Here is a 20,034-nt window from a genome sequence, read left to right as displayed (position 1 = left end):
GGTTCGGGCAGGTACCCGAGAGGGCACCCACGTCAGGATACCTCCCCGCTCACCCTGTCGGTGTCAGGCGGTCAGGTGCTGCTGGTAGCGACAGATCGAGGCGAAGTCCTCGGCCTGGAGGGAGGCTCCGCCGACGAGCGCGCCGTCGACATCGGCACCGGCCATGATGGAGGCGATGTTGCCGGGCTTGACCGATCCGCCGTAGATGATCCGGACCGCCTCTGCGGTCTCGGTGGAGTAGAGCTGCGCGAGCGTGGCGCGGATGGCCGCGCACACCTCCTGCGCGTCCTCGGGCGTCGCGACCTCGCCGGTGCCGATCGCCCAGACCGGCTCGTAGGCGATGACGACGCGTGCAGCCTGCTCCGGCGTGATGCCGGCGAGGCTGCCCTCGACCTGGCCCACGACGTGGGCGACGTGCTCGCCGGCGCCACGGACCTCCAGGCCCTCGCCGACGCAGACGATGGGCACGATTCCGTGGCGGAAGGCGGCCGCCGCCTTGCTCGCGACGACCTCGTCGGTCTCACCGTGGCCGTCGCGTCGCTCGCTGTGGCCCACCACTGCATAGCTGCAGCCGAGCTTGGCGAGGAAGGCGCCCGAGATGTCGCCGGTGTGCGCGCCGGAGTCGTGCGGGCTGAGGTCCTGGGCGCCGTAGCCCATGAGCAACCGGTCACCCTCGACGAGCGTCTGCACGGAGCGCAGGTCGGTGAACGGTGGCACGACGACCACCTCGACAGCACCGTAGTCGTGCTTGCCGTCACGCAGGGTCCAGTCGAGCTTCTGCACCAGGTGGGTGCCCTGGAGGTGGTCGAGGTTCATCTTCCAGTTGCCCGCCATCAGCGGCTTGCGGCTGGTCATGATCAGTTCTCCTGCTGCTCGAAGACGGACAGACCCGGCAGGTCCTTGCCCTCGAGGTACTCGAGGCTGGCACCACCACCGGTGCTGATGTGACTGAAATCGTCGTCGGCGAAACCGAGCTGACGCACGGCAGCGGCGGAGTCGCCACCGCCGACGACGGTGAGGGCACCGGCCCTGGTCACGTCGGCCAGGGCCCGGGCGACGGACTGGGTGCCGGCAGCGAAGGGCTCCATCTCGAAGGCACCCATCGGGCCGTTCCAGAAGACGGTGCGGCAGTCCAGGAGTTTTTCGGCGAAGAGGCGACCGGAGCGCGGGCCGATGTCCAGCCCCATCCGGTCGGCGGGGATCGCGTCGGCTGCCACGACCTCGTGGTCGGCGTCCGCGGCGAAATCGGTGGCCGCGACGACGTCGGTGGGCAGCACGATCTCGACACCGTCGCGCTCGGCCCGCTCGAGATACCCGCGCACGACGTCGAGTTGGTCCTCCTCGAGGAGGCTCCTGCCCACCTCGTACCCCTGGGCCCTGAGGAAGGTGAAGACCATGCCGCCGCCGATGAGCAGACGATCGGCGGTGGCCAGGAGGTTGTCGATGACGCCGAGCTTGTCACTGACCTTGGCACCACCGAGAACGACCGCGTAGGGCCGCGTCGGGTCGCTCGTCAGACGACGCAGCACCTCGACCTCGGTCTGGACGAGCCCGCCGACAGCGGCCGGCAGCCGGGTCGCGATGTCGTAGACGGAGGCCTGGGCACGGTGCACGACACCGAAGCCGTCGGACACGTAGGCATCGGCGAGAGAGGCAAGAGCATTGGCGAAGGCCCTTCGCTCGCCCTCGTCCTTGCTCGTCTCCCCCGCGTTGAAGCGAAGGTTCTCCAGCACCGCGACCCGGCCCTCGTCCAGGTCCGCGACGCTCTGGCGGGCGGAGTCGCCGACGGTGTCGGTGGCGAAGGCCACCGGCGCACCGAGCAGCTCGCCCAGTCGCGCGGCGACCGGGGCGAGTGAGAAGCGCGGGTCCGGCTCCCCCTTCGGCCGACCGAGGTGGGCGCACACGATGACACGCGCACCCGCGTCGGCCAGACGGGTGATCGTCGGCAGTGAGGCCCTGATCCGTCCGTCATCGGTGATCGTCTCCCCGTCCAGCGGGACGTTGAGGTCGGACCGGACGAGGACGCGCCGGCCGCGCAGGTCGCCGAGGTCAGCGATGGTCTTCACGGATGCCTTTCTTGCCGTCGATCTTCTGCTGAACGGGTGCGGCTCACAAGGATGAGCCGACGAGGTCGACCAGGTCGACGAGGCGGTTGGAGTAGCCCCACTCGTTGTCGTACCAGCCGACCACCTTGACCTGGTTGCCGATCACCCGGGTCATGCCCGCGTCGAAGATACAGCTTGCCGGGTCGGTCTCGATGTCCGTGGAGACGATCGGCTCCTCGGTGTAGGTGACCAAACCCCGCATCGGCCCCTCTGCAGCGACCGCACGCATGATCCCGTTGACCTCCTCGACGGAGGTCTCGCGGCCGGCCTCGAAGGTCAGGTCCGTCGCGGAACCGGTGGGGACCGGCACGCGGAAGGCGAAACCGTCCAGCTTGCCCTTCAGCTCCGGCAGGACCAGCGCGACCGCCTTGGCGGCGCCGGTGGTCGTCGGCACGATGTTCAGCGCAGCGGCCCTGGCCCGACGCAGATCCTTGTGCGGACCGTCCTGCAGGTTCTGGTCGGCGGTGTAGGCGTGGATCGTGGTCATCAGGCCCTTGGTGATGCCCAGACCGTCGTTGAGCGCCTTGGCCATCGGGGCCAAGCAGTTCGTCGTGCAGGACGCGTTGGAGATGATCGTGTGCTTGTCCGCGTCGTACTCGCCGTCGTTGACGCCCATCACGACGGTCAGGTCCTCGTTCTTGGCCGGCGCGGAGATGATGACCTTCTTCGCGCCCGCGTCGACGTGCGCCCTCGCCGCGGTCGCATCGGTGAAGAGGCCGGTGGACTCCACGACGACGTCCACGCCGAGGTCCCCCCAGGGCAGCCGCGAGGGGTCCTTCTCGGCGAAGGACCTGATCAGCGAACCGTCGACCTCGATGCCACCCTCGACGACCTTCACCTCACCGCCGAACCGACCGAGTACCGAGTCGTACTTGAGCAGGTGCGCCTGGGTGGCGTCGTCACCCAGGTCGTTGAAGGCCACGACCTCCATGTCGGCCCCGGATGCCTTGAGGGCGCGGAAGAAGTTGCGGCCGATGCGGCCGAACCCGTTGATGCCAACTCGTACTGTCACGGTGGTGCCTCCCGGGAGTGGTTCCACTGACGGCCGCGGGTCGCGGCTTCGCTCCACCCTATGCCTGCCGGTGCCCGACGGGCCCGGGTGGGCACTCAGCCGTCGAGCATGTCCGACGTGAGGGAGGCCTCGGTACCGGGGATCCCCTGGTCGTCCGCACGCTTGTCCGCCATGGCCAGCAACCGGCGGATGCGGCCGGCGACGGCGTCCTTGGTCATCGGGGGCTCGGCCCGCTGGCCGAGCTCCTCCAAGGAGGCCTCCTTGTGCTGCAGCCGCAGCTGGCCGGCCTCGCGCAGGTGGTCCGGGATCTCCTCACCGAGGATCTCCATCGCGCGCTGGACGCGGGCTCCGGCGGCGACCGCGGCCCGGGCCGAGCGGCGCAGGTTGGCGTCGTCGAAGTTGGCCAGGCGGTTGGCCGTGGCCCGCACCTCGCGGCGCATGCGCCGCTCCTCCCAGGCCAGCACCGCGTCATGGGCGCCGAGCCGGGTCAACATGGCGCCGATGGCGTCGCCGTCACGGATGACGACCCGGTCGACCCCGCGGACCTCACGTGCCTTGGACGGGATCCCCAGACGGCGAGCGGCACCCACGAGGGCGAGCCCGGCCTCGGGGCCGGGACAGGTGATCTCGAGGGACGAGCTGCGCCCGGGCTCCGTCAGCGAGCCGTGCGCGAGGAAGGCCCCCCGCCACGCGGCCTCGGCATCGCAGACCGCGCCACCGACCACACGGGGCGGCAGCCCCCGCACGGGCCGGCCCTCGGCGTCGACGAGGCCGGTCTGTCGGGCCAGCGCCTGGCCGTCCCTGCTCACGCGGACGATGTACCGACTCCCCCGGCGCAGGCCACCGGCAGCCAGCTGCATGATCTCGGTCTCGTAGCCGTAGAGCTCGATGATGTCCTTGCGCACCCGGCGGGCCGCGCTGGCGGTGTCGAGCTCGGCCTCGACGACGATCTGCCGACCGACCTTGTGCAGCCCGCCGGCGAAGCGGAGCACGCTGGCGACCTCGGCCTTCCGGCAGCAGGTCCGGGTGACCTGGCACCTGCTCAGCTCATCCTTGACCTTGTCGGTCATCGCCATGGGGTCCGTCCTTCCGGGGTGGTGGCCAGCACGTTCACGAGAGGATGTCACGATAGGCCGCCGCGAGCCGTAATGCGTCATGGCGGTCGGTGTGCAGTGCCTGCGACAGCGGTGCCACCACGAGCTGCGCACCGAGGGTCTCGCACGCGGCGGACAGTCGACTCGCGTCCTCGACGGTGGTGGGGTCGGCGAGGACGACATCCACCACCAGCTCCGGTGCGGCCTCGTGCAACGTCTCGATGTGCCGGGTGGCGGAGAAGCCGCGCGTCTCTGCGGTGTCCATGTCGAGGTTGAGGGTGAGCACCTTGCGAGCCGGGGCCTCGGCCAGCGCGGTGCGCAGGTCGGGGACGAGCAGGTGGGTGAGGACCGAGGTGTACCAGGAGCCCGGCCCCAGGATGATGTGGTCCGCCTCGCGCACCGCCGCCAGCGACTCGGGCTGTGCCGGCGGTGCCTGCGGCTCGAGGCAGATCGACTCCACCAGGCCCCGGGTCTTCGCGATGGCCACCTGACCGACCACGGCCTGCGTGGCCGAGGGGTCGGCTGCGTCGAGGCCGCTGACCTGCGCGCGCAGCTCGAGCGGCACCGCCGCCATGGGCAGTACCCTGCCGCGGGCACTGAGCAGTCGACCCACGAGGTCGAGACCCATCACCGGGTCGTCGTGCAGCTGCCACAGCGCGACGATGAGCAGGTTGCCCAGGGCGTGCCCGGCGAGGTCCCCATCACCGGTGAAACGGTGCTGGAGGACGTCGCTCCAGGTCTGCCCCCACTCGTTGTCGTCGCACAGCGCGGTCAGCGCCATCCGCAGGTCGCCGGGGGGCAGCACACCGAAGTCGTCCCGCAGGCGGCCGGAGGACCCTCCGTTGTCGGCGACGGTGACGATGGCTGTCACCTGCTCGCAGACGAGGCGAAGGGCGGACAGCGAGGCCGCGAGGCCGTGGCCACCCCCGAGGGCAACCACCTTGGACGAACGAAGGAGGTCCGACACACTCACTCCTGGCCCAGGTCACGGTGGACCACGAAGGTCGCGATCTCCTTCGACCCGAGGCGGGAGGCGAGGGCCTCGGCCATGGCCACGGACCGGTGCTTGCCACCGGTGCACCCGACGGCGAGGGTGACGTACCGCCGGTTCTCCCGGAGGTAGCCCGCGATCACCGGGGTGAGCATGGTCTCGACACCGTCGAGGAACTCCTGCGCCCCGGGCTGGGAGAGCACGTACTCGGCGACCTGGGTCTCCCGCCCCGTGAACGCGCGCAGCTCGGGGACCCAGAACGGGTTGGGCAGGAAGCGCATGTCCAGGACGAAGTCGGCGTCGAGCGGGACCCCGTACTTGAACCCGAAGGACAGGACGGCCAGTCGCAACCGCTCGGAGGTCTCGTCGTGGAAGATCGGGCTGATCTTGCGCCCGAGCTGGTGGACGTTCAGCCCCGAGGTGTCGACGACCATCTCGGCGCTCGCCCGGATGTCCGACAGGACCTCGCGCTCGCGCTGGATGGCATCCAGCAGGCGCCCCGTGCCCTGCAGGGGGTGGGGACGACGCACGCTCTCGAAACGACGCACGAGCGCCTCGTTGGTCGCGTCGAGGAACATCAGGTGCGTGCGCCAGCCGTGCTCGCGCAGCCGCTGCAGCGAGCTGGTCAGCGTCTCGAAGCCCTGCGCGCGCACATCGAGGGCGATGCCGATGCGTACGGGGCCCTTGCGGTGGCTCTCGTCGTCCACCCGGGACTCCGCCAGGCGCAGCAGGTCGCCGAGGAGCATCACGGGCAGGTTGTCGATGACGTACCAGCCGTGATCCTCCATGACCTTGCCGACCGTCGAGCGGCCGGCTCCGCTCATGCCGGTGACCACGATGACCTCCGGGCTCGGGTCCTCGGCGTCTCGCTCGGGGACGGCAGCAGACTGGCTCATCCTGGTTCTCCTTCGTCGAGCACCTCGCCGGTGGTGAGGTTCACGGCGGGCGTGGACTGCGTCGTGGCCAACTCTGCCGCAATACGTTCGGCAAGTGCAGGTCCGATCCCCGGGGTCTGCGCCAGGTCCTCCGCGCCGGCGGCACGGATGCGCTTCACCGAGCCGTACCGGGCCAGCAGAGCCTTGCGTCGGGTCTCCCCCAGACCGGGGACCCCGTCGAGCGCGCTCCTGGTCATCGACTTGCTGCGGCGCTCCCGGTGGAAGGTGTTGGCGAACCGGTGGGCCTCGTCGCGCAGGCGTTGCAGGAGGAAGAGCGCCTCGCTGGTGCGCGGCAGGATCACCGGATGGTCGTCACCGGGGACCCAGACCTCCTCGAGGCGCTTGGCCAGCCCGACCAGGGCGACGTCCACGATCCCCAGCTCGTCCAGGACCCGCTGCGCGGCCGCCACCTGGGGGGCTCCCCCGTCGACGACGACGAGGTTGGGCGGGTAGGCGAAACGGCGGGCCTCGGTCGGCTGATCTGCGTCCTGGCTCGTGTCCTCGGCGTCGCGGTCCTTGACGTACCGGGCGAAACGACGTGTGAGCACCTCGTGCATGGACGCCGTGTCGTCCGTGCGGCCGTCGACGTCCCCCCGGACGATGAAGCGTCGGTACTCGCTCTTGCGGGCGACCCCGTCCTCGAAGACGACCATCGATCCCACGACATCGCTGCCCTGGACGTGGGCGATGTCGTAGCCCTCGATCCGCAACGGCGCGTCGTCGAGCCCGAGTGCCTCCTGCAGCTCCTGCAGCGCCTGGCTGCGCGCCGTCAGGTCCCCGGCGCGGGCCACCTTGTGCCGAGCCAGCGACTGGACGGCGTTGCGCTCGACCGTGGCCATCAGGGCCCGCTTGTCGCCCCGCTGGGGCACTCGCAGGGTGACGCGGCTCCCCCTTCGCTCCCCCAGCCAGGCCGCCACGTCCTCGCCCTGCGCCGGGAGGACCGGCACCAGGACCTCGCGCGGCACCTCCTCGCCGCCGTACACCTGCTGCAGCAGGTGCTCCACGAGCTCCGGGAGGTCCTGCGCATCCTTCTCGGCGACCCACCCGCGCTGGCCGCGGATCCGTCCGCCCCGGACGTGGAAGACCTGGATGGCGACTTCGAGCTCGTCGTCGGCCAGGGCGAAGACGTCCGCGTCGGTCCCGTCGGGCAGGACGACCGCGGACTTCTCCAGCGCCTTGGTCAGGGCGGTGACGTCGTCACGCAGACGGGCCGCCTGCTCGAAGTCGAGCTCGGCGGCGGCGGCCTTCATCTCGCGCTCGAGGCGACGCACGAAACGATCGGTACCCCCGGCGAGGAAGTCGCACAACTCGTCGGCCAGGGCCCGGTGGTCCTCGGGGCTGATCCACCCGACGCACGGCGCGGAGCACTTGTCGATGTAGGCGAGCAGGCACGGTCGTCCGGATTGCTGGGCCCGGTTGAAGACCCCCTTGCTGCAGGTGCGGACGGGGAAGACCCGCAGCAGCAGGTCAAGGGTCTCGCGGATGGCCCAGGCATGGGTGTACGGGCCGAAGTAGCGGGTGCCCTTGCGCTTGGCACCCCGCATCACCTGGGCGCGGGGGAAATCCTCCCCCATCGTCACCGCCAGGTAGGGATAGGACTTGTCGTCCCGGTACTTGACGTTGAACCGGGGGTCGTACTCCTTGATCCAGGAGTACTCGAGCTGGAGGGCCTCGACCTCGTTGGCCACGACCGTCCACTCGACGCTCGCGCCGGTGCGCACCATGCGCTGGGTTCGCGGGTGCAGCGCGGAGATGTCCTGGAAGTACGAGGACAGCCGGGCGCGCAGCGACTTCGCCTTGCCGACGTAGATGACCCGACCGTGCTCGTCGCGAAATCGATAGACGCCCGAGTCGGTCGGGATGGACCCGGGCGCGGGTCGGTAGGTCGACGGATCTGCCACTGCCTACTCCCGGGAGACGACCACGTCGTCGTCCTCGACGGTCACCGTGCGCTCGTCGAGCCCCTCGGTGGCCGGGCCCTGGGTCATGTCACCGGACTGCGGGTCGAACTCGCTGCCGTGGCACGGACAGATGATCGCGCGCGTGGTGACCTCGCTGACGGTGCACCCCTGGTGGGGGCAGCGCGCGTCGAAGGCCTTGTACTCGCCCGCGCTCGGTTGGGTGACGACGACTCCGTCCATGACGAGGCCACCCCCCTCGGGCACGTCCGCGACCGGGATGCGCACCGGCTGTGACGAATCGACCTGCTCGGTGCTGCCGCCGCAGGCGGCGAGCGGGACCGCGGCGCCTGCGGCCGCCACGGCCATGACCTGACGTCGTGTCGTCGTCACATCGAGCTCCATCTGCCGGGAACGGGTACAGCCTGATCCTGTCACTGCTGGCTGAACATCCTCAGCCTGCCTTCTTGGCCCGTCTGGCCGCCGCACTCGCGGCGCTGGAGACCCCGGGCTTCTTCGCGGCCGGGGCCCGTGTCGAGGCCGTCCTCGCGGCGGTCGGCTCGGCCGCCGCCGTGGCCTTCCGGGTGGCGGCGGCCTTCTTCGTCGACTTCTTCGCGTTCTTCTTCTTGCCCGCCCCCTTCGCCGGGGTGGCAGGCTCGTCCTCGACGAGCTCACCGATGACCGGGACGGTGTCCGACTTCGCCAGGACGGGCGCGAGGAACTGCCCGGTGTACGAGTCCGAGCCGGCAGCCACGCCTTCGGGGGTCCCGGTGGCGACCACCCGGCCGCCGCCATCACCACCCTCGGGACCCAGGTCGATGACCCAGTCGGCGCTCTTGACGACATCCAGGTTGTGCTCGATGACCAGGACGGTGTTGCCCTTGTCCACCAGGCCCTGGAGGACGAGCAGGAGCTTGCGGATGTCCTCGAAGTGCAAACCGGTGGTCGGCTCGTCGAGCACGTAGACGGTGCGGCCGTTGGACCGCTTCTGCAGCTCCGACGCGAGCTTGACGCGCTGCGCCTCACCGCCGGAGAGCGTCGTGGCGGGTTGACCGAGGCGGACGTAACCCAGACCGACCGCGTTGAGGGTCTTCATGTGGCGCGCGATCGCCGGGACGGCGGCGAAGAAGTCCTCCGCCTCCTCGATCGGCATGTCGAGCACCTCGGCGATGTTCTTGCCCTTGAAGTGCACCTCCAGCGTCTCGCGGTTGTAGCGGGCGCCGTGGCACACCTCGCACGGGACGTACACGTCGGGCAGGAAGTTCATCTCGATCTTCAACGTCCCGTCGCCGGAGCACGCGTCGCACCGACCGCCCTTGACGTTGAAGGAGAAGCGGCCGGGCTGGTAGCCACGCACCTTTGCCTCGCTCGTCTCGGCGAAGAGCCGACGCACGTGGTCGAAGACCCCCGTGTAGGTCGCCGGATTCGACCGCGGTGTCCGACCGATGGGGCTCTGGTCGACGTGGACGACCTTGTCGAGGTGCTCGAGACCGGTGACGGTCTTGTGCCGACCGGGTACCTGCCGGGCACCGTTGAGCTTGTTGGCCAGCACGCGGTAGAGGATGTCGTTGACGAGCGTGGACTTGCCCGAGCCGGACACACCGGTGATCGCGATGAAGTTCCCGAGCGGGAAGCACACGTCGATGTCGTGCAGGTTGTGCTCGCGTGCACCCCGCACGCTCAGCTCCCGACCGGGCCGCTGCGGACGACGAGACGTCGGCAGCGGGATCTCCAGGTCGCCGGAAAGATAGCGCCCGGTCGCCGAGCGCTCGTTGGTCAGCAGTTGCGACAGCGGCCCCGAGTGCACGACGTCACCACCGTGCTCGCCCGCACCGGGGCCGATGTCGACGACCCAGTCGGACGAGGCGATCGTGTCCTCGTCGTGCTCCACGACGATGAGCGTGTTGCCCAGATCGCGCAGGCGGGTGAGGGTCTCGATGAGGCGGTGGTTGTCCCGCTGGTGCAGGCCGATGCTCGGCTCGTCGAGGACGTAGAGGACACCGACGAGACCGGAGCCGATCTGGGTGGCCAGTCGGATCCGCTGGGCCTCACCGCCGGAGAGCGTCCCGGCGGCACGCGAGAGCGAGAGGTACTCCAGACCGACATCGAGGAGGAAGCCGAGCCGGGCGTCGATCTCCTTGATCACCTGCTCGGCGATCTGCAGCTCACGGTCGGTGAAGTCCACGGTGCCCAGGAAGCCGGCGGCCCGGGCGATGGACATCGACGAGACGTCGGCGATGCTGTACCCCCCGACGAGGACGGCCAAGGACTCGGGCTTCAAACGGGTCCCGTTGCACGTCGGGCACGGGATCTCGCGCATGTAGCCCTCGTAGCGCTCTCGGCTCCAGTCCGACTCGGTCTCCGCGTGCCGACGCTTGACGAAGGAGACGGCCCCCTCGAAGCCCGTGCTGTAGGCACGCTCCCTCCCGAAGCGGTTGCGGTAGCGCACGTGCACCTTGTGCTTGTGTCCGTGCAGCAGGGCCGTCCGCGCCCGCTCCGGCAGCGCCCGCCACGGGGTGTCCATGTCGAAGCTGAGGTCGTCACCGAGCGCGGCCATCGTCCGCTGGAAGTACTGCGCCGACTGGGTCCCCTTGGCCCAGGGAGCGATGGCTCCCTCACCGAGGCTCAGGTCGTCGTCCGGGACGATGAGTTCCGAGTCGACCTCCAGCTCCGTACCCAGACCGGTGCAGACCGGGCAGGCGCCGAAGGGGGAGTTGAAGGAGAACGAGCGCGGCTCGATCTCGTCGATATCCAGGGGGTGGTCGTTGGGGCAGGCCATCGTCTCCGAGTAGCGCCGCTGACGCTGCGGGTCCTCCTCCGCCAGGTCGACGAAGTCGACGACGACGACGCCCCCGGCCAGGCCCAGTGCGGTCTCGACCGAGTCGGTCAGGCGCTGCTTGTTGGCCCGGTCCTCGGCCCCCTTCGCCACGAGCCGGTCCACGACCACGTCGATGGTGTGCTTGACCTGCTTCTCCAGCGTCGGTGGCTCCGAGAGCGAGACGACCTCGCCGTCGACGAGGGCGCGGCTGTACCCCTTCGCCCGCAGCTCGGCGAAGAGGTCGACGAACTCCCCCTTGCGCGCCCGCACCACGGGGGCGAGCACCTGGAAGCGGGTTCGCTCCGGCAGCTCGAGCAACCGGTCGACGATCTGCTGCGGGCTCTGCCGGGTGATGCGCTCGCCGCAGACGGGGCAGTGCGGGCGACCGACGCGGGCGAAGAGCAGACGGAGGTAGTCGTGGACCTCGGTGATCGTGCCGACGGTCGAGCGGGGGTTGCGATTCGTCGACTTCTGGTCGATCGACACCGCCGGTGACAGGCCCTCGATGAAGTCGACGTCGGGTTTGTCCATCTGCCCGAGGAACTGACGGGCGTAAGCGGACAGCGACTCGACGTACCGACGCTGGCCCTCGGCGAAGATGGTGTCGAAGGCGAGCGAGGACTTGCCCGACCCGGACAGGCCGGTGAAGACCACGAGCGAGTCCCGTGGGATGTCGATGTGGATGTTCTTGAGATTGTGCTCGCGAGCCCCCTGGACGACGATCCGGTCGTGCAGTCGGGAACCAGCGGCCTTGGCAACAGTCACCCTCCCCACCTTAGGTGCCCCCACCGACAGTCCACCTCCCCCTCCGCCCGCGGGCGGGAGCGCCTAGCCTGTGGAGGATGAGCACCCCCATCGAGGACTACGCAGCCGTCGGCGACACGGAGACCGCCGCCCTCATCTCACGCAAGGGCTCGGTGGACTGGCTGTGCCTCCCGCGCTTCGACTCGGCCTCCTGCTTCACGGCCCTCCTGGGCACGCGCGAGCACGGACGGTGGCTCATCGGCACCGTGGACGAGGCCACGACCACGCGCTCCTACCGCGACGACACCTTCATCCTCGAGACCGAGCACCGCACGGCCACGGGGCTCGTCCGTGTGACGGACGTCATGCCGCTGAGCGACGGCCGCGCGGACCTGATCCGAGTCGTCGAGGGGCTGGAGGGCGAGGTCGAGATGGAGCACGAGTGGATCGTGCGGACCAACTACGGGCTGATCCGCCCGTGGGTCGCCCACTCCGCCGGTCACGAGCGCGACGAGGACGTCATCACCGCCATCGCCGGCAACGACATGCTCGTCCTGCGCGGCTCGCGGCTCCCGCACGCCGACCACGGACACCACTACGACCGGTGGACCGTCCGCGCCGGCGAGCACTACAACTTCTCGACCACGTGGTTCGCCTCGTACAAACCGATCCCGCCACCGCTGGACATCCGGGCCCGGATCACCGCGACGCACGAGCGCTCGCAGGCATGGGCAGCGCGCTGCACCTACGAGGGGCCGTACCGCGAGGCCGTCGTCCGCTCGCTGTTGACCCTGCGGTTGCTCACCGACACCCGTCGCGGCGGCATCGTCGCCGCAGCCACCACGAGCCTGCCGGAGGACTTCGGGGGCGTGCGCAACTGGGACTACCGCTACTGCTGGCTGCGGGACGCGTCGCTCGCGCTCGAGTCGCTCCTGAAGTCCGGGTACGTGGGCGCCACCAAGCTCTGGCGGGACTGGCTGGTCCGGGCCATCGCCGGTGACCCGGCGGACATGCAGATCATGTACGCGGTCGACGGTGGCCGGGAGCTGCCCGAGCGCGAGCTCGACCACTTGCCCGGGTACGCGGACTCGCGGCCCGTCCGGGTCGGAAACGGAGCCGTCGACCAGCGGCAGACCGACGTCCTGGGAGAGGTCATGATCGCCCTGGAGGACGCGCGGGCACAGGGGCTGGCGGAGTCGCCGCAGTCCTGGGCCATCCAGCGAGCAATGGTCGACGAGCTGGCCCGGCACTGGCAGGAGCGCGACCACGGCCTCTGGGAGATGCGCGGCCCCAAGCAGCACTTCACCCACTCGCGGGTCATGGTGTGGGCAGCCTTCGACCGGGCGATCCGTGGCGTGGAGATCCACGGCTACGAGGGTGACGTCGAGCTGTGGCGCGATCTTCGTGACCGGGTACGCGCCGACATCCTCGACAGGGGCTGGAACGAGGCAAGGCAAACCTTCACCCAGCACTACGAGACGGACGAGGTCGACGCCTCGCTGCTCCAGATCCCCATGGTCGGGTTCCTGCCCCCGCAGGACCCCCGGGTGCTCGGCACCATCGCGGCGATCGAGCACGACCTCATGCGGGACGGTTTCCTGCTGCGGTACCGCACGGAGAGCGGGGTCGACGGCCTCACCGGGGACGAGCACCCCTTCCTCGCCTGTTCGTGGTGGCTCGTGAGCGCCTACGCGCTCACCGGTCAGCTGGACAAGGGACACGGGCTCATGCGGCGCCTGGTCGCCCTGCTCAACGACGTCGGCCTCATCGCCGAGGAGTACGACGTCGCCGGTGGGCGCCAGGTCGGCAACTTCCCCCAGGCCTTCAGCCACCTCACCCTCATCGGCGCCGCATACGCACTGCGGGATGCCGAGGACCCCACCCACCCCAGCCACCCCGTGGAGGACCACTGACATGACCACCACCTACGACCCCGACGTCCAGCCCGCAGGCCCGGTGGCGGTACGCACGCTCCCCGCGCTGACGATCCGCAAGATGTCCGTCTCGCAGATGCACAACAACGTCTACCTGCTCACGTGCGCCAGCACTGGTGAGCAGTTGCTCATCGACGCCGCGGACGAGGCCGACCGGATCAACGAGCTCATCGCCACCGGAGGTGCCGGGCTCTCCCACCTGGTGACCACTCACCAGCACTGGGACCACGTGCGCGCCCTGACCGAGATCAGCCGCGACCACACACCTCAGATGTACGCCGGGGAGGACGACGCGCCGGCCCTGCCCGTGCGCCCCGACCACCGGCTGCGCCACGGCGACACCATCCGCTTCGGTGACGTGCTCCTGGACGTCATCCACCTGCGTGGGCACACCCCCGGCTCGGTGGCCCTGGCCTACGACGACCCGGAGGGGCACGTCCACCTCTTCACCGGCGACAGCCTCTTCCCCGGTGGCGTCGGGGCCACCGACCGGCCCGGTCAGAGCTTCGAGTCGCTCTACGTCGACGTGACCGACCGCGTCTTCGACGTCTACGACGACGACACGTGGGTCTACCCCGGTCACGGCGGCGACACCACGCTCGGCGCGGAGCGACCGCACCTGCAGGAGTGGCGAGAGCGCGGGTGGTGACGACACCACGGTTCGTCCCGGCACCTCTCCTCGTCCTGGGCGCCGTGGTCTCCGTCCAGTTCGGCGGAGCGCTCGCGGCCACCCTCGTGCCCCAGATCGGCGCCGCCGGCTCCGTGGTTCTGCGCCTTGGTTTCGCCACCGCCGTCCTGCTGGCCGTTGCGCGTCCACGCTGGCGCGGGCACAGCGCCCGCGCGTGGCTGACCGTCGTGGCCTTCGGAGTGGCGATGGGGCTGATGAACTTCGCCTTCTACGGGTCGCTCGCGCACCTGCCCATCGGCGTGGCCGTCACCATCGAGTTCACCGGCCCGCTCACCCTGGCCGCCGTCCTCTCCCGTCGTCCGCGGGACCTGCTTGCAGTCGCCGCAGCCGCCATCGGCGTCCTGCTCATCTCGCAGGCGCTCAGCGTCCCACTGGCCGAGCTCGAGGGGACCGGGATCCTCCTCGCGCTCCTCGCAGGCGTCTGCTGGGCCGGCTACATCATCTTCTCCGGTCGGGCGGGTGCCGAGTTTCCTGCGCTCGAGGGCCTGGCGCTGGCCATGGTCGTCGCCATGCTCGTCGTGCTCCCCTTCGGCCTCTGGGACGTCACCGTGCACGGGACGAGCGCCTGGACCGGTGCTGTCGTCCTCACCGGCCTCGGAGTCGCCATCCTGTCCTCGGTCCTGCCGTACTCGCTCGAGCTGCTCGCCCTGCGGCGGCTTCCGGCGAAGGTCTTCGGCATCCTGCTCAGCCTCGAGCCGGCGGTCGCCGCCCTCGCCGGTCTCGTCGTGCTCGGGCAACGACTGGACCCGGTCCAGCTCGGCGGGATGGTCCTCGTCGTCCTGGCAAGCACGATGGTCCTCGGCCTCGGCGCCCGCAGCGAGCGGGAGCCGTCGGCCACCTGAGGACCAGGCGAAGGAAGGTCAGTTGCCGGAGCGGGCCCTGGCCTGCTCGTCCTTCTTCGTCTTGCGCAGGCTGGCGATCGTCGTGACGCCGAGGATGACGACGATGGCACCGAGGGAGACACCGATCGGGATCTCCGGGACCGAGAGCGACTCCCCACCGTTGATGAACGGCACATCGTTCTCGTGGAGGGCGTGCAGGATCAGCTTGACGCCGATGAAGGCGAGCAGCACGGACAGACCGACGGTGAGGTAGACCAGCTTCTTCAGCAGGCCGCCGATGAGGAAGTACAGCTGACGCAGACCCATCAGCGCGAACAGATTGGCCGTCAGCACGATGTACGGCTCCTGGGTCAACCCGTAGACCGCCGGGATGGAGTCGAACGCGAAGAGCAGGTCGGTCATGCCCAGGGCGAAGACCGCGATGAACATCGGGGTGACGACCAGCTTCGCGTTCTTCTTCGTCAGCAGCTTCGAGGACCACTCCGTCGTGCTGGGCAGGGCCTTCTGCATCCAGGTGACGACCCGGTTCTCCTCGTACTCGTCCTCTGTGTCGCCCTCGGTGGCCAGCTTGATCGCGGTGTAGATGAGGAAGGCACCGAAGATGTAGAAGACCCAGGAGAACTGGTTGATCGCCGCGGCACCGAGGAAGATGAAGATCGTGCGCAGGACGATCGCGATGATGATCCCCCACAGCAGGGCCGTCTGCTGGTACTTCTGCGGCACCCCGAACTTCGCCATGATCAGCAGGAAGATGAACAGGTTGTCGATGGAGAGCGAGTACTCCGTCAACCATCCTGCGAAGAACTCCGTCCCTCGGGCAGGACCGGCCATGAACCACATCCCGACGCCGAAGAGGACGGCCGCCGTGATGTAGACGCCCAGGACGACGGAGACCTCACGGGTGGAGGGGACGTGGGGGTTGCGGGCCACCCAGATGACGTCGAAGACGAGGATGACCGCGGCCACGCCGAGCGTGAGGAGCCAGGCCCAGGTGGGCACGACCATCGTGCCGCCGCTGATGATCGTCGGCTGTAGTGCGGAGAACGTTGACAATGGTTACCTTCCGGACAGAGAAATCACGCCCGGAGGTCTCTCCCACCCATGGGCCGCTGCCCCGGGACGGTGAGGACCGACCGTGATGACGAGGCTGACGCTCGGGGATACTCCCCTCCGACTCCACCATGTTTGCACATCAGGGGCACTCGAGCGCACCCACGGCGCATCAGCGTGTGGCTGCCGTCATCTGGCGCAGCTCCTTCTTCAGGTCACCAATCTCGTCCCGCAGCCGGGCGGCGAGCTCGAAGTGCAGGTCCGTGGCCGCCTGGTGCATCTGGTCGGTCAGCTCCTGGATGAGACGAGCCAGCTCGGTCGCCGGAAGGTCACGCTCACGGCCCTCCGCCGGCGCGCTCGACGCCGAGCGGGTCGACTTGCCGCGCGACTGGGCACGGGCGGAGCCGAGCAACTCGTCGGTATCGGCGTCCTCGCGCTGCAGCATGTCGGTGATGTCCGCGATCCGCTTGCGCAACGGCTGCGGGTCCAGACCGCGCTCCCGGTTGTAGGCGATTTGCTTCTCCCGACGACGGTTGGTCTCGTCGAGTGCCTCCTGCATCGACGGCGTGACCTTGTCGGCGTACATGTGCACCTGGCCGGAGACGTTGCGGGCCGCGCGACCGATCGTCTGGATCAGCGAGCGCGCGCTGCGCAGGAAACCCTCCTTGTCGGCGTCCAGGATGCTCACCAGGGACACCTCGGGCAAGTCCAGGCCCTCGCGCAGCAGGTTGATGCCGACGAGCACGTCGTACTCCCCCAGCCGCAACTCCCGCAGCAGCTCCACCCGGCGCAGGGTGTCGATGTCCGAGTGGAGATAGCGCACCCGCACCCCTCTGTCCAGCAGATAGTCGGTGAGGTCCTCGGCCATCTTCTTCGTCAGCGTCGTCACGAGCACGCGCTCATCACGCTCCGCCCGCTCCCGGATCTCGTGCAGGAGGTCGTCGATCTGCCCCTTGGTCGGCTTCAGAACCACCTCCGGGTCGATGAGTCCGGTCGGACGGATCACCTGCTCGACATGGCCGTCGGACTTGGCCATCTCGTAGTCCCCGGGCGTCGCCGAGAGGTAGACGGTCTGGCCGATGCGCTCGAGGAACTCCTCCCACGTCAGCGGCCGGTTGTCCATGGCGCTCGGCAGGCGGAACCCGTGCTCGACCAGGGTGCGCTTGCGGGAGGCGTCGCCCTCGTACATCGCCCCGATCTGGGGCACTGTCTGGTGGGACTCGTCGATGACGAGCAGGAAGTCCTCGGGGAAGTAGTCCAGGAGGCAGTTGGGCGCGCTGCCCGGCTCGCGGCCGTCGATGTGCATCGAGTAGTTCTCGATGCCGGCGCAGGAGCCGATCTGACGCATCATCTCGATGTCGTAGGTGGTGCGCATGCGCAGTCGCTGGGCCTCGAGCATCTTGCCCTGCCGCTCCAGGTCCTCCAGCCGCGTCGCCAGCTCGGTCTCGATCCCGTGGACCGCTCGCTCCATCCGCTCCGGACCGGCGACGTAGTGCGTCGCCGGGAAGATGTGGATCTCGCTCTCCTCGCGCACGACCTCACCGGTGAGCGGGTGCAGGGTGTGGATCCGCTCGATCTCGTCGCCGAAGAACTCGATGCGCACCGCGAGCTCCTCGTACATCGGGATGATCTCGACGGTGTCGCCACGTACCCGGAAGGTCCCACGGGTGAAGGCCAGGTCGTTGCGGGTGTATTGCATCGTCACGAACTGGCGCAGCAGGTCGTCACGCTCGATCTCCTCCCCGATCTTCAGGGTCACCATCCGGTCCACGTACTCCTGCGGGGTCCCCAGGCCGTAGATGCAGGACACCGAGGCCACGACGACCACGTCGCGACGGGTGAGCAGGCTGTTGGTCGCCGAGTGGCGTAGACGCTCGACCTCCTCGTTGACCGATGAGTCCTTCTCGATGTAGGTGTCGCTCTGTGGGACGTAGGCCTCGGGTTGGAAGTAGTCGTAGTAACTGACGAAGTACTCGACGGCATTGTTGGGCAGCAGATCACGGAACTCGTTGGCCAGTTGCGCCGCCAGCGTCTTGTTCGGGGCCATGACCAGCGTCGGCCGCTGGACCTCCTCGATGAGCCACGCCGTCGTCGCCGACTTGCCGGTACCCGTGGCGCCGAGCAGGACGATGTCCTCCTCCCCCGCCCTGACCCGGCCCGCGAGATCGGCGATGGCGGTGGGCTGGTCGCCGGCGGGCTCGAACTCCGAGACGACCTCGAAGGGAGCCACCGTGCGTTGCAGGTCGGTTACGGGGCGCATGGTCCTCACGGTATGTCAGGGGTGTGACAGGGCAGTCACCTCACCCAACGCCGATCACGGCCGTGCGGATTCCGCCGGTCCCGCTCAGGCCCGGTCCGACCGGACCGTACGCCAGTGACGGCCCGGCCCCCTTCGCAGTGTCCACCTACCCAGATGGGCGATCGCCCCCAGGTCACGGGCCATGAGCCGCACCGCCTCCTCGGCGACGTCGTCCTCGCGGACGTCGCGGCTCGCGGCGACGAGGAAACGCAGGTGCAGCTGCGGCTGACCCCGCACGATCTCCACGGAGCGGTCCTCGACCACGTGCGTGCGCGCCATCAGCTCCTCGGCCCGCGGCAGGACGGTCGGCGGCTCCACCCCCGCAGGCACGCCGTGCACATCGAGGGCGACCCGGTAGGAGGGCATCAGGAGCCGCCGCGCGGTGGCGTCCACCCGGTCGCGCGCGCCCAGGTCCCGACCCGTGGGTGGACGGCGTCGAACCACGGCTCCTTGGCCTCGGCGTACTCCCCACGCGGGAGACCGAGCGCCGCGAGACGCTCCTTCTCGGCGCGGTAGTCCGCGCGGACGTCGGGCTCCGCACGAAGCCAGTCGCGGAAGAGCAGCGCCCAGCGCCATCCCGGGGAGCCGATCTCCCGCACGTGCAGGTGGATCGGGACGGCCGGGTCGCACCCCCGGTGGTACCGCTTGGGCCAGGGCTGCCCGTCCTTCGGGCTGTCCCGGGTGATGTCCTCCCGTCGTGGCCAGCCACCGTCGGCCATGGCGGCCATGAACTCTGTGCTGTCGGCGACCTTGAGGGACTCGACCCCGACCTGCAGGTCGATGATCGGCTTGGCGTACATCGGCACCGACGTGGAGCCGATGTGGTCGACGGTGATGGCGAGGTCACCGAGTCGGTGGCGCAGGCGGGCGACCTCGCGCGCGGCCATGTCCGCCCAGACGGGATCGGGTTCGGTGAGGACGAGCTCCTCGGGAGCAGTCACCGGACGCATCGCGGCAAGGTTGTCCGCGAAGGGGGCCAGCCGCTTCTCCCAGAGCCGGTCGACCGCCGCCAGGAGTGCCTCGGGGGTGCCGTTGTTGTCCAACAGCACGTCGGCGACGGCACGCCGCTGCTCGTCGCTCGCCTGTGCCGCCACCCGCGAGCGGGCCTCGTCCTCCGGTGTCCCGCGCAGCTCGACGAGCCGACGCACTCGCTCCTCCTCGGCGGTGTCGACGACGACGACGAGGTGGTACTCCCCGGCCATCTCCTTCTCGACGAGCAGGGGCATGTCGTGGACCGCGACCCGGGCCCCCTGGGCCTGCGCAGCGGCGAGTTGCTGCGCCGTCCGCTCCCAGATCGCCGGGTGGGTGATCCCCTCGAGCGCCGCCAGCGCGTCCGGGTCCCCGAAGACCACGCGGCCCAGCGCCGGACGGTCCAGTGCCCCCTTCGCGTCGAAGACCTCGTTGCCGAAGCGATCCCGGATCAGCTCCAGCGCCGGCTCCCCCGGCTCGACCACCTCCCGGGCGATGAGGTCGGCGTCCACGACGACCGCTCCGAGCTCGGCCAAGCGCCTCGAGACGGTCGACTTGCCGGAACCGATCCCACCGGTGAGGCCCACGCGCAGCATGCCGGCGATCCTAGCCGCGCTCGATCCGCGACAGGTGCGCGCCTCGTGGGTAGCGTCGA

16 protein-coding genes are annotated in these 20,034 nt (G+C 69.5%); 3 read left to right on the top strand and 13 right to left on the bottom strand.

Annotated features, from left to right (window positions below; all coding sequences use genetic code 11):
* Nucleotides 1–63 precede the first annotated feature (63 nt).
* The 9 genes from tpiA to uvrA all read right to left on the bottom strand — a co-directional run bounded on the left by tpiA (nucleotide 64) and on the right by uvrA (nucleotide 11,618).
* Entirely contained in the window at nucleotides 64–855 is a 792-nt protein-coding gene (tpiA, locus tag BJY20_RS15235; RefSeq protein ID WP_185992305.1) for a triose-phosphate isomerase, read from the bottom strand.
* A gap of 2 nt (nucleotides 856–857) precedes the next feature.
* A complete protein-coding gene (locus tag BJY20_RS15230) occupies nucleotides 858–2,066 on the bottom strand; it encodes a phosphoglycerate kinase (protein WP_185992304.1) in 1,209 nt (402 codons plus the stop codon).
* Nucleotides 2,067–2,109: 43 nt separating this feature from the next.
* A complete protein-coding gene (gene gap, locus BJY20_RS15225; RefSeq protein ID WP_185992303.1) occupies nucleotides 2,110–3,117 on the bottom strand; it encodes a type I glyceraldehyde-3-phosphate dehydrogenase in 1,008 nt (335 codons plus the stop codon).
* Between the two features lie 95 nt (nucleotides 3,118–3,212).
* Nucleotides 3,213–4,193, bottom strand: coding sequence for a DNA-binding protein WhiA (gene whiA, locus BJY20_RS15220; protein WP_185992302.1), 981 nt, complete (start codon nucleotides 4,191–4,193; stop codon nucleotides 3,213–3,215).
* 34 nt (nucleotides 4,194–4,227) lie between these two features.
* Nucleotides 4,228–5,178 carry a uridine diphosphate-N-acetylglucosamine-binding protein YvcK gene (locus tag BJY20_RS15215; protein ID WP_185992301.1) on the bottom strand — a complete coding sequence of 317 codons (951 nt, stop codon included), beginning with the start codon at nucleotides 5,176–5,178 and terminating at the stop codon, nucleotides 4,228–4,230.
* 2 nt (nucleotides 5,179–5,180) lie between these two features.
* Nucleotides 5,181–6,098 (bottom strand): RNase adapter RapZ, encoded by a 918-nt coding sequence (rapZ, locus tag BJY20_RS15210; protein WP_185992300.1) that lies wholly within the window; start codon nucleotides 6,096–6,098, stop codon nucleotides 5,181–5,183.
* Nucleotides 6,095–8,038, bottom strand: a complete 1,944-nt coding sequence (uvrC, locus tag BJY20_RS15205; RefSeq protein ID WP_185992299.1) for an excinuclease ABC subunit UvrC — start codon at nucleotides 8,036–8,038, stop codon at nucleotides 6,095–6,097. Before uvrC ends, rapZ begins: the two co-directional genes overlap by 4 nt.
* Before the next feature lie 3 nt (nucleotides 8,039–8,041).
* Complete coding sequence (locus BJY20_RS15200; protein ID WP_343062936.1) at nucleotides 8,042–8,428, bottom strand: Rieske (2Fe-2S) protein; 387 nt, start codon at nucleotides 8,426–8,428, stop codon at nucleotides 8,042–8,044.
* A gap of 61 nt (nucleotides 8,429–8,489) precedes the next feature.
* On the bottom strand, nucleotides 8,490–11,618 hold the full coding sequence (gene uvrA / locus BJY20_RS15195; RefSeq protein ID WP_343062935.1) for an excinuclease ABC subunit UvrA: 3,129 nt from the start codon (nucleotides 11,616–11,618) through the stop codon (nucleotides 8,490–8,492).
* A gap of 77 nt (nucleotides 11,619–11,695) precedes the next feature.
* Between uvrA and BJY20_RS15190 the strand changes: the two genes are divergently transcribed.
* From BJY20_RS15190 to BJY20_RS15180, 3 genes are read left to right on the top strand one after another with little or no spacing between them, the layout of a single operon-like run.
* Nucleotides 11,696–13,510, top strand: coding sequence for a glycoside hydrolase family 15 protein (locus BJY20_RS15190; RefSeq protein ID WP_185992298.1), 1,815 nt, complete (start codon nucleotides 11,696–11,698; stop codon nucleotides 13,508–13,510).
* A gap of 1 nt (nucleotide 13,511) precedes the next feature.
* The gene (locus BJY20_RS15185) at nucleotides 13,512–14,180 is read left to right on the top strand and encodes an MBL fold metallo-hydrolase (protein ID WP_185992297.1); all 669 of its coding nucleotides are present in this window, start codon (nucleotides 13,512–13,514) and stop codon (nucleotides 14,178–14,180) included.
* Entirely contained in the window at nucleotides 14,174–15,061 is an 888-nt protein-coding gene (locus BJY20_RS15180) for an EamA family transporter (protein WP_425484165.1), read from the top strand. The genes BJY20_RS15185 and BJY20_RS15180 overlap by 7 nt, the downstream gene beginning before the upstream one ends.
* An 18-nt stretch (nucleotides 15,062–15,079) precedes the next feature.
* On the opposite strand, the gene BJY20_RS15175 is transcribed toward BJY20_RS15180, so the two are convergent.
* The 4 genes from BJY20_RS15175 to coaE all read right to left on the bottom strand — a co-directional run bounded on the left by BJY20_RS15175 (nucleotide 15,080) and on the right by coaE (nucleotide 19,975).
* Nucleotides 15,080–16,066 carry a TerC family protein gene (locus BJY20_RS15175; protein ID WP_185992652.1) on the bottom strand — a complete coding sequence of 329 codons (987 nt, stop codon included), beginning with the start codon at nucleotides 16,064–16,066 and terminating at the stop codon, nucleotides 15,080–15,082.
* 217 nt (nucleotides 16,067–16,283) lie between these two features.
* Nucleotides 16,284–18,371 (bottom strand): excinuclease ABC subunit UvrB, encoded by a 2,088-nt coding sequence (gene uvrB, locus BJY20_RS15170; RefSeq protein WP_185992295.1) that lies wholly within the window; start codon nucleotides 18,369–18,371, stop codon nucleotides 16,284–16,286.
* Between the two features lie 84 nt (nucleotides 18,372–18,455).
* Nucleotides 18,456–18,776, bottom strand: coding sequence for a hypothetical protein (locus tag BJY20_RS15165; protein WP_185992294.1), 321 nt, complete (start codon nucleotides 18,774–18,776; stop codon nucleotides 18,456–18,458).
* Nucleotides 18,776–19,975: a dephospho-CoA kinase gene (coaE, locus tag BJY20_RS15160; RefSeq protein ID WP_185992293.1), complete on the bottom strand. Its 1,200-nt coding sequence runs from the start codon at nucleotides 19,973–19,975 to the stop codon at nucleotides 18,776–18,778. Before coaE ends, BJY20_RS15165 begins: the two co-directional genes overlap by 1 nt.
* Nucleotides 19,976–20,034: the final 59 nt, after the last annotated feature.

Source organism: Janibacter cremeus (assembly GCF_013409205.1).
Taxonomy (GTDB): domain Bacteria; phylum Actinomycetota; class Actinomycetes; order Actinomycetales; family Dermatophilaceae; genus Janibacter; species Janibacter cremeus.
Note: the sequence above shows the minus strand (reverse complement) of the source record. Positions and strands in the feature narration are given on the sequence as shown.